The organism is Streptomyces sp. NPDC101132 (assembly GCF_044759225.1).
Taxonomy (GTDB): domain Bacteria; phylum Actinomycetota; class Actinomycetes; order Streptomycetales; family Streptomycetaceae; genus Streptomyces.
Genome location: NZ_JBIVYX010000003.1, coordinates 442,280 through 454,681, shown reverse-complemented (window position 1 = coordinate 454,681; position 12,402 = coordinate 442,280). Strand labels below are relative to the sequence as shown.

Genomic DNA, 12,402 nt, shown 5'->3' with positions numbered 1-12,402 from the left:
CCTACTGTCCGGGGGCCTTGGGCACGGTGGTGAGGAGCGGTTTGGGCGAGGTCGTGCCCTCGGGCGAGCCGACGGCGGCGATGCCGAAGGCGAGCGCCAGCGCGGCGGCCAGCCCGATGGCGGCGGCGAGGAGTGCGCGCATGGCGGTGCCTCCGGAATCTGATACAGCGTCAGGGCTGGGGCACCGTAGCAACGCGGGGTGAAGATGAGAACCCGTCGGCCGGTGATCACCGTCGTACCCCTCGGGCGGACCCGCCGGCCACGCCTCCCGCGCTCATACTGGAAGGGCCGGTGATCACCGAGGGAGAAGGTCCATGCCGTTCACGCTCAGCCACGCGGCCGCCGTGCTGCCGGGCATCCGCCGCTCGGGCCGGGGGCGGGGGCCGCTGCTGGCCTCGGCCCTGGTGGCCGGGTCGTTCGCGCCCGACATGACGTACTTCGCGGCGAGCGCGGTGCCCGGGGCGATGGCGTTCGGGACCTTCACGCACTCGCTGCCGGGTGTCCTGACCCTGGACGCGGTGGTCGCGGCCGTGCTGGTCGGGGGGTGGCTGCTGCTGCGGGAGCCGCTGGTGGCCCTGCTGCCGGGCCGGGCGCGGGGCCGGGTGTACCGGCTGGTGCGGGGCGAGGACTGGCGGGCGGCGCCCTCGCGGGTGCGGCTCGTGCTGTGGTTCTGGGTGTCGGCGGTGACCGGCTCCCTCACGCACGTGGTGTGGGACGCCTTCACGCACCTGGACCGGTTCGGCACGGACGCGCTGCCGTGGCTGACCGAGGTGGTGGCCGGCTTCCCCTTCTACCTGTACGTGCAGTACGGCAGCTCCGCGGTGGCGCTGGCCGTCCTCGCCTGGTTCGTGGCGGGCGCGCTGCGCCGGCTGCCGGACGGGGCCGCGCCGGCGGCGGTGCCGGTGCTCGGGCGGGGCGAGCGGGCCGGGGCGTTCGCGCTGCTGGGCGCGGGGGTGGCCGCGGGGGTCGCGCAGCGGGTGGCGCGCTGGTTCACGTACTTCGACGCGGTGCACTCGCCGTTCGACATCATCCCGACGGTCTGCTTCGGCGCGGGCACCGGGCTGCTCCTGGCGCTGCCGGTGTACGCGCTGCTGGTGCGCCGGCGGCACCGGGGCGACCGGGCGCGGACCGGGCCGGACGCGCGGACGCCCGTGTCCTCGTACCGCTGAGGACACGGGCGCCCGGCCCGGGTGCGGGTCAGTGCGCGGCGGACTCCCAGTCCGTGCCGACGCCGACCGACACGTCCAGCGGGGCGCGGAGGTCGGCGGCGGCCGCCATCTCCCGCCGGACGATCTTCTCGGCCGCGGCAGCCTCGCCCGGGGCGACCTCCAGCACGATTTCGTCGTGCACCTGGAGGAGCAGCCGGGACTTCAGCCCCGCCTCGGCCAGCGCCCGGTCCACCCGGAGCATCGCGACCTTGACGATGTCGGCGGCGGTGCCCTGGATCGGGGCGTTGAGCGCCATCCGCTCGGCGGCCTCGCGGCGCTGGCGGTTGTCGCTGTTGAGGTCCGGGAGGTAGCGGCGGCGGCCCAGCATGGTGGCCGTGTAGCCGGTGGCGCGGGCCTCGTCGACCACGCGCTGGAGGTAGTCCCGCACCCCGCCGAACCGCTCGAAGAAGGTGTCCATCAGGCCGCGCGCCTCGGCGGGCTCGATGTTCAGCTGCTGCGAGAGGCCGAAGGCGGACAGCCCGTACGCCAGGCCGTACGACATGGCCTTGATCTTGCGGCGCATCTCGGCGTCGACGGCGGACCGCTCGACGCCGAACACCTGGGAGGCGACGGTGGTGTGCAGGTCCTCGCCGGAGTTGAAGGCCTCGATCAGGCCCTCGTCCTCGGAGAGGTGCGCCATCACGCGCAGCTCGATCTGGCTGTAGTCGGCCGTCATCAGCGACTCGAAGCCCTCGCCGACGACGAAGCCGCGGCGGATGGCCCGGCCCTCGTCGGTGCGGACCGGCACGTTCTGCAGGTTCGGGTCGGTCGAGGACAGGCGTCCGGTGGCCGCGACCGTCTGGCTGAAGGTGGTGTGCACCCGGCCGTCGGCGGCGATCGTCTTGATCAGGCCCTCGACGGTGGAGCGCAGCCGTGCCTGCTCCCGGTGGCGCAGCATGATCACGGGGAGTTCGTGGTCGGTCTGCTGGGCCAGCCAGGCCAGCGCGTCGGCGTCCGTGGTGTAGCCGGTCTTGGTCTTCTTCGTCTTGGGCAGGCCCAGTTCGCCGAAGAACACCTCCTGGAGCTGCTTGGGCGAGCCGAGGTTGAACTCGTGGCCGACGGTGGCGTGGGCCTCCTTGACCGCCTGCTGCACGGCGTCGGCGAACTGCCGCTCCATGGCCTCCAGGTGGTCGCGGTCGGCCGCGATGCCGTGCCGCTCCATCCGGGCCAGCAGCTCGGAGGTGGGGAGCTCCACGTCGTGCAGCAGCTCGGCCGCACCTGCCTGCCCGAGCTTCTCGGCGAAGGCGTCGCCCAGGTCGAGCACGGCACGGGCCTGCGCCATCAGCGCCTCGGCCTCGGCCGACTCGTCGGCGCCGAAGGCCAGCTGGCCGTCGGCGGCGGCCGGCTGGAGCTCCCGGCCCAGGTACTCGACCGACAGCACGTCCAGCGCGAAGGAGCGCCGGCCGGGCTTGACGAGGTAGGCGGCGAGCGCGGTGTCCATGGAGACGCCGGCCACGGTCCAGCCGTGCTCGGGGAAGACCCGCATGGCGCCCTTGGCGTTGTGCATGACCTTGAGCCGGGACGGGTCGGAGATCCACTCGGCGAAGGCCCGCTCGTCGGCCTCGTCCAGCCGCGACGGGTCGAACCAGGCCGCAGCACCGCCGGCCGCGGCCAGCGCGACCTCGGAGACGCTGCCGGTGCCCAGGCCCCACGCGTCGACCGTCGCGACGCCGAGCGGACCCGAGGAGTGGGCGGCGAGCCACGGGGCCAGCTCGCCGGCGCCCAGCACGCTGGCGTCCAGCTCGACCCCGGCGGCCGGCGCCGGCGCCGGCTCCTCGGCGGCACCCGGGTCCACCGCCAGCAGCCGCTCGCGCAGCGACGCGTTCCGGATCTCCAGCACGTCCAGGACGCCCGTGACCGCCTTGCGGTCGTACGGCAGGCGCTCCAGGTCCGCGGGGGTGCGGCCCAGCTCCACGTCGCGGACCATCTCGGTCAGCACGCGGTTGAGCTTCACCGACTCCAGGTGGTCCCGGAAGTTCTGCCCGGCCTTGCCCTTGACCTCGTCGGCCCGCTCGACCAGTTCCGCGAACGAGCCGAACTGGTTGATCCACTTCGCCGCGGTCTTCTCGCCGACGCCCGGGATGCCCGGGAGGTTGTCGGACGGGTCGCCGCGCAGGGCCGCGAAGTCCGGGTACTGCGACGGCGTCAGCCCGTACTTCTCCTGGACCTTCTCCGGGGTGAAGCGGGTCAGCTCGGAGACGCCCTTGGTCGGGTACAGCACGGTGGTGTGCTCGGACACCAGCTGGAACGAGTCCCGGTCGCCGGTGACGATCAGGACCTCGAAGCCCGCCGCCTCCGCCTGCGTGGCCAGCGTCGCGATCACGTCGTCGGCCTCGAAGCCGTCCACCGCGAACCGCGGCACGGCCATCGCGTCGAGCAGCTCGCCGATCAGCTCGACCTGCCCCTTGAACTCGTCCGGGGTCTTCGAGCGGTTCGCCTTGTACTCGGGGAACTCCTGCGAGCGCCACGTCTTGCGCGACACGTCGAACGCCACCGCGAAGTGCGTGGGCGCCTCGTCGCGCAGCGTGTTCGCCAGCATCGACGCGAACCCATAGATGGCGTTGGTCGGCTGGCCGGTCGCGGTCGTGAAGTTCTCCGCCGGCAGCGCGAAGAACGCGCGGTACGCCAGGGAGTGCCCGTCCATGAGCATCAGGCGCGGGCGCTGCCCCGCTGTCGTCTGGTCGGTCTGCTTCGATGCTGTCTCTGCCACGCCCCCGAGCCTAGTCGGCCGCACCGACAATGCCGTCGCCCACCGCCCCCGGCGGCCGTGACAGGATCGGAGGTGTACGAGAACGCGCGACGCATGCTCAAAGGGGAGCGACATGGCCACCAAGCCGCCCGCAGGTGATCCGGTACAGGACGCGCCGCAGGTCGCGCCCCCCCAGCACGCCGCCGCCGGCCTCCCCGCCATCGGCCACACGCTGCGGATCGCCCAGGCGCAGATGGGCCTCGCGCGGACCGCCCGCACCCTCCTCAAGGTCAACCAGAAGGACGGCTTCGACTGCCCCGGCTGCGCCTGGCCCGAGGGCGACAAGCGGCACACCGCCGAGTTCTGCGAGAACGGCGCCAAGGCCGTGGCCGAGGAGGCCACCCTGCGCCGGGTCACCCCCGACTTCTTCGCCGCCCACCCCCTCGCCGACCTCGCCGGCCGCTCCGGCTACTGGCTCGGCCAGCAGGGCCGCATCACCCAGCCCATGTACCTCCCCGAAGGCGCCGACCGGTACGAGGCCGTCACCTGGGAGCGCGCCTTCGCGATCATCGCCGAGGAGCTGCGCGCCCTCTCCTCCCCCGACGAGGCCCTCTTCTACACCTCCGGCCGCACCAGCAACGAGGCCGCGTTCCTCCTCCAGCTGTTCGCCCGCGAGTTCGGCACCAACAACCTGCCCGACTGCTCGAACATGTGCCACGAGTCCTCGGGCTCCGCGCTCACCGAGACCATCGGCATCGGCAAGGGCAGCGTCTCCCTGGAGGACCTCCACCAGGCCGACCTGATCATCGTCGCCGGCCAGAACCCCGGCACCAACCACCCCCGCATGCTGTCGGCCCTGGAGAAGGCCAAGGCCGCCGGCGCGAAGATCATCTCGGTGAACCCGCTGCCCGAGGCCGGCCTGGAGCGCTTCAAGAACCCCCAGACCCCCCTCGGCATGCTCCGCGGCGCCGCGCTGAACGACCTCTTCCTCCAGATCCGCATCGGCGGCGACCAGGCACTCTTCCGCCTGCTCAACAAGCTGGTCATCGAGACCCCCGGCGCCACCGACGAGCTGTTCATCCGCGAGCACACCCACGGCTACGAGGACCTCGCCGCGGCCGCCGCCAAGGCCGACTGGGACGAGACGCTCACCGCCACCGGCCTCACCCGCCCCGAGATCGAGCAGGCCCTGCGCATGGTCCTCGACTCGAAGCGCACCATCGTCTGCTGGGCGATGGGCCTCACCCAGCACAAGCACGCCGTCGCCACCATCCGCGAGGTGGTCAACCTCCTGCTGCTCCGCGGCAACATCGGCCGCCCCGGCGCCGGTGTCTGCCCGGTGCGCGGCCACTCCAACGTCCAGGGCGACCGCACCATGGGGATCTTCGAACGCCCCGCGCCGGCCTTCCTCGACGCCCTCGACCGCGAGTTCGGGATCACCTCGCCCCGCCACCACGGCTTCGACGTGGTCCGCTCCATCCAGGCCCTGCGCGACGGCGAGGCCAAGGTCTTCTTCGCCATGGGCGGCAACTTCGTCGGCGCCACACCCGACACCGAGGTCACCGAGGCCGCCATGCGCAACGCGGCCCTCACCGTCCACGTCTCCACCAAGCTCAACCGCTCCCACGCGGTCACCGGCCGGCGCGCCCTGATCCTGCCCACGCTGGGCCGCACCGACAAGGACGTCCAGGCGGCCGGCAAGCAGTTCGTCACCGTCGAGGACTCCATGGGCATGGTCCACGCCTCCCGCGGCAACCTCACCCCCGCCGGCCCCCACCTGCTGTCGGAGCCCGCCATCGTGGCCCGGATGGCGCGCGCCGTCCTCGGCGACGCCTCCCGCACCCCCTGGGAGGACTTCGAGCGGGACTACGGCACCATCCGCGACCGGATCTCCCGGGTCGTCCCCGGCTTCGAGGACTTCAACGCCCGCGCCGCCCGCCCCGAGGGCTTCGTCCTCCCGCACGCCCCCCGCGACGAGCGCCGCTTCCCGACGAAGACCGGCAAGGCGAACTTCACCGCCGCCCCCGTCGAGTACCCCCGGGTGCCCGAGGGCCGCCTGCTGCTCCAGACCCTGCGCTCCCACGACCAGTACAACACCACGATCTACGGCCTCGACGACCGCTACCGCGGCATCAGGGGCGGCCGCCGCGTGGTCCTCGTCCACCCCGACGACGCGGCCGCCCTGGGGCTGGCCGACGGCGCGTACACCGACCTGGTCTCGGAGTGGAACGACGGCGTCGAGCGCCGCGCCCCCGGCTTCCGCGTCGTCCACTACCCGACCGCGCGGGGCTGCGCGGCGGCGTACTACCCGGAGACGAACGTGCTGGTGCCCCTGGACTCCACCGCGGACACCAGCAACACCCCGGCCAGCAAGTCGGTGGTCGTCCGCTTCGAGCCGGCCGGCTGACGGGCGCGGCGGCGGCCTCGGGCGGCGCGGCGGCGGCCTCGGGCGGAACGCGTGCGGGGGAACGTGATCCGCATGACTGAGCATCCGCTCAGTCGGGTGATATGAAGAGGGCCGTTAACGGTCGTTTACGAAACGGAGCCGTCCCCATGGGCGAACAGCACGCCGTGAAGTTCCCGCAGGAAGTCCTCGACGAGTACGCCGCGTTGGGCATCGACCTGCCGGCCCTCTTCTCCGCCGGACACCTCGGCGAGCGGATGGACATCCGCATCCTGGAGGCCTCGGCCGACCGGGTCGTCGGCACCATGCCCGTCGAGGGCAACACCCAGCCCTACGGGCTCCTCCACGGCGGCGCCTCCGCCGTCCTCGCCGAGACCCTCGGCTCCGTCGGCTCCATGCTGCACGGCGGCATCAACAAGATCGCCGTCGGCGTGGACCTCAACTGCACCCACCACCGCGGCGCCCGGTCCGGCCTGGTCACCGGGGTCGCCACCCCCGTCCACCGCGGCCGTTCCACCGCCACGTACGAAATCGTCATCACGGACGAGCAGGACAAGCGGGTCTGCACCGCCCGCCTCACCTGCCTGCTCCGCGACACGAACTCGCAACAGACGGGCTGAGACAGGGCGTTGTCCCACCCCGGGGCGCCCCACTACCTTCCCCGCATGGGAGTGGTACGGGCGCCACGGGGCGCACTCACGACGCGCACCGCACGGGCCTCCGCCGCCCTGGCGCTGTGCGCGGCCGCCCTGGCCTCCTGCACCGCCCCGGACCCCGCGGGCGCCGGCTCCCCGACGGGCCCCGCCGCCCGCTCCGCCGCCGCGCCGGCCCCCGCCGCGACCACCCCGCAGGAGCTCTGCGTCCACCTGGTCTCGTACTGGGCCGCCCGCATCCTCGACGGCGGCCCGCACGCCCACTTCGACTACCAGGAGATGGGCCTCTCCGGCGGCCAGTACGAGATCCTGCGCGCCGCCCTCGCGGCCGCCCGGGCGGTCCGGCCGCCCGGGGACACCGCGGCGGCCCACCTGACCGCCGGCGAGGAGGCCCGCCGCGGCTGCGCGGACCGGTACCGGCACGGCACCCCCAGCGGCGGTCCCTGGCCATGAGCGGCATCGGCCCCCTGGAACCCGGCGAGGACACCTGGGACGCCTCCCGGCCCCGCCGCCCGCCCGCGCGCGCCCGCGGCCCGCTGGGCCGGCGGAGGCGGGCCGCGCTGGCCGCGGCCGGCGCCCTCGCACTGGCCGGATCGGGCGCCTATCTGTACGCGATCAGGCCAGATCCCGAGCCGCCCGCACCGCCCCCGCACCCCTCCCAGGTGTTCTCCGTCCGCTACGGCGCCCCGGTGCGGCCGGCCGGCCCAGCGGCGGACTTCGCCTTCACGGTCACCCTGCGCACGACGGACGGCCCGCCGGTGACCGTCCACCGGATCGGACAGCCGTCGGCGGCACTCAGCGTGACGACCGCCCCGGCCTCACCGATCACCGTGGTCAAGGGTGAGGACCGTGAGGTTGTTGTGCGGATTCGGGTCGGGGATTGCGTGCATGTAGCACGGAATGCAGGGCTCCCTTTTCTTGAGGTAACCCTCAGTAATGGCGGACCGAATGAACAGCACAGTTACATCCTCGGTGACCGATATGCGCGAGAACTCTCCAGGTCACTGATCAGCACATGTCCCGAAGATCGAGACAAGAGCACCCCGGAGACGTCATGACCAAAACCCGCTACAGTCCTGCACTGTCAGGACCCAAACCGCATGACAGTCCTGCCCCTTCTCAGCATGCGGACAAGACGAACCGGCCGGAATTCCCCCGTTCCACCCGCCAAGTTCCGCTATGTATTACGCCGTGGCATAACAAGAGCGTCACAGCCTTGGCCCGAGCCCTCCATATCTCCCGATCAGCCGCCTAGAGTCACGGCCAGTCACCGCGACCACCGGATTCCACTCAGTTCGGTTCCGCGTTTCGACTCGGCGCGTCCCGTGGGGGACGCCGTGCCTGGAAAGGACTGATCGTGCGTCAGCGTTCTCTCATTGCCGTGACGGCCGCACTCGCCGCGGGTGCCCTCACGCTCACCGCCTGTGGCTCGCGCGATGACAAGGGCGGCAGCGGCGACACCGGCTCGGGCGGCACCACGGTCGTCATCGGTGTCGACTCCCCGACCACCGGCGACCTCTCGGCCCTCGGCCTCGGCATCCGCAACTCGGTCGACCTGGCCGTCCAGCAGGCCAACGCCAAGAAGTACGTCAAGGGCGTCACCTTCAAGATCGAGGCCTACGACGACCAGGCCCAGCCGTCCTCCGGCCAGCAGAACGCCACCAAGCTCGTCGCCAACAAGGAGGTCCTCGGTGTCGTCGGCCCGCTGAACTCCTCGGTCTCGGAGTCCATGCAGAAGGTCTTCGACGACGCCAAGCTCGTCCAGATCTCCCCCGCCAACACCAACCCGGCCCTGACCCAGGGACCGAAGTGGAACACCGGCGAGAAGGTCCGCCCCTACAAGTCGTACTTCCGCACCGCGACCACGGACGCCATCCAGGGCCCGTTCGCCGCGCAGTACCTCTTCAACAAGGCGGGCAAGAAGAAGGTCTTCCTGATCGACGACAAGAAGACCTACGGCGCCGGCCTGGCCGCCACCTTCAAGCAGGAGTTCACCAAGCTCGGCGGCCAGGTCGCCGGCGAGGCCCACGTGAACCCCGACACCAAGGACTTCTCCGCGGTCGCCACCCAGGTCAAGAGCTCCGGCGCCGACGTCGTCTACTACGGCGGCGAGTACCCCGCGGCCGGCCCGCTCTCCAAGCAGATCAAGAAGGCCGGCGCGGCCATCCCGCTGGTCGGCGGCGACGGCATCTACTCCGGCGACTTCATCAAGCTGTCCGGCAAGGAGGGCCAGGGCGACCTCGCCACCTCCGTCGGCGCCCCGGTCGAGACCCTCCCCTCGGCCAAGGAGTTCGTCGAGAACTACAAGAAGGCCGGCTTCAAGGAGGCCTACGAGGCCTACGGCGGCTACTCCTACGACTCCGCCTGGGCGATCATCGAGGCCGTCAAGGCCGTCGTCGAGGCCAACAACGGCAAGCTCCCGGCCGACGCCCGCGCCAAGGTCCTCGAGGCCACCGGCAAGGTCTCCTTCGACGGCGTGACCGGCAAGGTCTCGTTCGACGAGTTCGGTGACGCGACCAACAAGCAGCTCACCGTCTACAAGTACGAGGGCGACGCCTGGAAGGCCGTCGAGTCCGGCACCTTCGCCGGCTGACCCTCTCCGATCACCACACCTGCCGCGCGGGGCGCGCACACCTAGCGCCCCGCGCGGTGTCACATCCGTCGAAAGACTCGGAGGACCTGCGGTGCACGAACTGCCGCAACAGCTGGTCAACGGCCTGCTACTGGGATCCATGTACGGGCTCGTCGCCATTGGCTACACAATGGTCTACGGCATCGTCCAGCTCATCAACTTCGCCCACGGCGAGATCTTCATGACCGGCGGGTTCGGAGCCCTCACGGTCTGGCTGATGCTCCCCTCGGGCACCACCATGTGGGTCGCCCTGCCCCTCATGCTCATAGGCGCGATCGCCGTCGCCACCACCATCGCCGTAGCGGCGGAACGGTTCGCCTACCGCCCCCTGCGCAACGCCCCCCGACTCGCCCCGCTCATCACCGCCATCGGCCTCTCCCTCGCCCTCCAGCAGGCGGTCTGGGCCTGGTACCCCGAGGCGAAGTCCTCCCGAGTCTTCCCCGAAATCCCCGGCGGCCCCTTCCACATCGGCAGCATCACCATCCAGACCGGTGACATCTTCCTGCTGATCGCCGCCCCCGTCTGCATGGTCGTCCTCGGCTGGTTCGTCATGAAGACCCGCACCGGACGCGGCATGCAGGCCACCGCCCAGGACCCGGACACCGCCAAGCTCATGGGCATCAACACCGACCGCATCATCGTGGTCGCGTTCGCCCTCGGCGCGGCCTTCGCCGCCGTCGGCGCCGTCGCCTACGGCCTGAAGTACGGCGAAGTCAACTTCAAGATGGGCTTCCTGCTCGGCCTCAAGGCCTTCACCGCAGCCGTCCTCGGCGGCATCGGCAACATCTACGGCGCCATGATCGGCGGCCTCGTCCTGGGCCTCGCCGAGACCATGGCCACCGCCTACATCGCCCACATCCCCGGCATGCAGCAGCTCGGCGGCCAGGCCTGGGCCGACGTCTGGGCGTTCGTACTCCTCATCCTCGTGCTCCTCTTCCGGCCCCAGGGCCTGCTGGGCGAGCGCGTGGCGGACAGGGCGTGATCACCATGACCACTGAGACCATCGACGTCGTCACCGCCCCGTCCGACGGCGGACACCGCGGCCTCATCGGCATCAACGAGAAGACCGCCCGTCTCCTCGCCACCGCCGGCGGCGCCCTCACCACCGTCTCCGCCTTCCTCGCCTGGACCTGGACCGACGCCTTCCCCGGCGACCTCACCGTCTACGGCTACCCCGGCGGCCTCCAGTGGCTCGTCCTCGTCGGCGGCCTGCTCACCCTGCTCTTCTCCCTCTCCTCCTACGGAGTCAAGGGCCTCCGCTGGCTCACCCCGGCCGGAGCAGACGCAGCCATCAAGCTCGCCGCCCTCGCCGCCTTCGCCACCGCCTGGTACACCGCCTTCGCCATCAGCAACACCCTCGGCGGCCTCGTCAACCTCGAGCCCGGCGGCTTCATCGCCCTCGCCGCCACCCTCATCGCCCTCGTCGGCGCCCTCGCGCTCCCCTTCGAGCACCCCGAGACCGACCCGGCCGACCCCGACGACAGCGGCTTCGACACGTTCAAGCACAACCTCGGCAACCGCTGGACCGTCGTCAAGGCCGGCTTCGCCACCGGCACCGCCCCCGCCATGAAGCGGCTCCCGGCCTACGCCGAGATCCTCATCCTCACCGGCGTACTCGCCCTCGGCCTCGCCGTCTTCACCTACGGCATCGGCACCGAGTACGACGAACTCTTCATCGGCTTCCTCATCACCGCGTGCCTCGGCTTCGCAGCGATCAACAAGGCCGGCCTCATCGCCCGCGTCTCCGCCATCGCCGCGACCCACCGCAACGTCGCGATGGTCGGCGCCTTCGCCGCCGCCGCCGCGTTCCCCTTCACCCAGACCGACGACCAGTACGCGACCATCGGCGTCAACATCCTGATCTTCGCCACCGTCGCCCTCGGCCTCAACATCGTCGTCGGCCTGGTCGGCCTCCTCGACCTCGGATACGTCGCCTTCCTCGGCGTCGGCGCCTACGCCGCCGCCATGGTCTCCGGCTCCCCGTCGTCCCCCTTCGGAGTCCACCTCCCCTTCTGGCAGGCCATCCTCATCGGCGCCGCCGCGTCCATGATCTTCGGCGTCCTCATCGGCGCCCCGACCCTGCGGCTCCGCGGCGACTACCTCGCCATCGTGACCCTCGGCTTCGGAGAGATCTTCCGCATCGCCGTCAACAACACCGACGGCACCTCCGGCCCCGACATCACCAACGGCTCCAACGGCATCTCCTCGATCCCGAACCTCGACATCCTCGGATTCGACTTCGGCGCCGAGCACACGATCGCCGGCTTCACGATCGGCCGCTTCGCCAACTACTTCTTCCTCATGCTGATCGTGACCCTCGTCGTCGTGCTGGTCTTCCGGCGCAGCGCCGAGTCCCGCATCGGCCGCTCCTGGGTCGCCATCCGCGAGGACGAGACCGCCGCCGAAGCCATGGGCATCAACGGCTTCCGCGTCAAGCTCATCGCCTTCGCCCTCGGCGCCGCCCTCGCCGGCCTCGCCGGAGCCGTCCAGGCCCACGTGACCTACACCGTCACCCCCGAGCAGTACACCTTCGCCAACGCCGTCCCGCCGAACTCGGCCTTCCTCCTCGCCGCCGTCGTCCTCGGCGGCATGGGAACCATCAGCGGACCCCTCGTCGGCGGAGCCCTGCTCTTCCTCATCCCGAACAAGCTCCAGTTCATGGGTGAGTACCAGCTCTTCGCCTTCGGCCTCGCGCTCATCCTCCTGATGCGCTTCCGCCCCGAAGGCCTCATCCCCAACCGGCGCCGCCAGCTCGAATTCCACGAGAACGAGCTCGACGAGAAGTCCGCAGACCTCAGCAAGGCAGGGGCCTGACC

The 12,402-nt window shown here is 71.3% G+C and carries 10 protein-coding genes; 8 read left to right on the top strand and 2 right to left on the bottom strand.

The features are described from left to right. Window position 1 precedes the first annotated feature (1 nt). The gene (locus tag ACIQUR_RS09630) at window positions 2–142 is read right to left on the bottom strand and encodes an SPW_0924 family protein (protein ID WP_403660956.1); all 141 of its coding nucleotides are present in this window, start codon (window positions 140–142) and stop codon (window positions 2–4) included. 172 nt (window positions 143–314) lie between these two features. Here ACIQUR_RS09630 and ACIQUR_RS09625 point away from each other — a divergent pair, with 172 nt between their 5' ends. Beyond that, window positions 315–1,169 (top strand): DUF4184 family protein, encoded by an 855-nt coding sequence (locus tag ACIQUR_RS09625; protein WP_403660953.1) that lies wholly within the window; start codon window positions 315–317, stop codon window positions 1,167–1,169. A 28-nt stretch (window positions 1,170–1,197) separates the two neighbouring features. Here ACIQUR_RS09625 and polA read toward each other — a convergent pair whose 3' ends face one another. Beyond that, window positions 1,198–3,918: a DNA polymerase I gene (gene polA, locus ACIQUR_RS09620; RefSeq protein ID WP_403660950.1), complete on the bottom strand. Its 2,721-nt coding sequence runs from the start codon at window positions 3,916–3,918 to the stop codon at window positions 1,198–1,200. Window positions 3,919–4,030: 112 nt separating this feature from the next. On the opposite strand from polA, the gene ACIQUR_RS09615 reads away from it, so the two are divergent. The 7 genes from ACIQUR_RS09615 (at window position 4,031) to ACIQUR_RS09585 (ending at window position 12,400) form a co-directional block, all read left to right on the top strand. Next, the gene (locus tag ACIQUR_RS09615) at window positions 4,031–6,304 is read left to right on the top strand and encodes an FdhF/YdeP family oxidoreductase (RefSeq protein WP_403660947.1); all 2,274 of its coding nucleotides are present in this window, start codon (window positions 4,031–4,033) and stop codon (window positions 6,302–6,304) included. Between the two features lie 146 nt (window positions 6,305–6,450). Beyond that, window positions 6,451–6,921: a PaaI family thioesterase gene (locus tag ACIQUR_RS09610; protein ID WP_403660944.1), complete on the top strand. Its 471-nt coding sequence runs from the start codon at window positions 6,451–6,453 to the stop codon at window positions 6,919–6,921. Window positions 6,922–6,966: 45 nt separating this feature from the next. Next, window positions 6,967–7,407, top strand: a complete 441-nt coding sequence (locus ACIQUR_RS09605; protein WP_403660941.1) for a hypothetical protein — start codon at window positions 6,967–6,969, stop codon at window positions 7,405–7,407. Next, the gene (locus tag ACIQUR_RS09600; protein ID WP_403660938.1) at window positions 7,404–8,012 is read left to right on the top strand and encodes a Tat pathway signal sequence domain protein; all 609 of its coding nucleotides are present in this window, start codon (window positions 7,404–7,406) and stop codon (window positions 8,010–8,012) included. The genes ACIQUR_RS09605 and ACIQUR_RS09600 overlap by 4 nt, the downstream gene beginning before the upstream one ends. Window positions 8,013–8,311: 299 nt before the next feature. Next, window positions 8,312–9,547 carry a branched-chain amino acid ABC transporter substrate-binding protein gene (locus ACIQUR_RS09595; protein WP_403660935.1) on the top strand — a complete coding sequence of 412 codons (1,236 nt, stop codon included), beginning with the start codon at window positions 8,312–8,314 and terminating at the stop codon, window positions 9,545–9,547. 91 nt (window positions 9,548–9,638) lie between these two features. Next, window positions 9,639–10,568, top strand: coding sequence for a branched-chain amino acid ABC transporter permease (locus ACIQUR_RS09590; protein WP_403660932.1), 930 nt, complete (start codon window positions 9,639–9,641; stop codon window positions 10,566–10,568). A gap of 5 nt (window positions 10,569–10,573) precedes the next feature. Further along, window positions 10,574–12,400: a branched-chain amino acid ABC transporter permease gene (locus ACIQUR_RS09585; RefSeq protein WP_403660929.1), complete on the top strand. Its 1,827-nt coding sequence runs from the start codon at window positions 10,574–10,576 to the stop codon at window positions 12,398–12,400. Window positions 12,401–12,402: the final 2 nt, after the last annotated feature.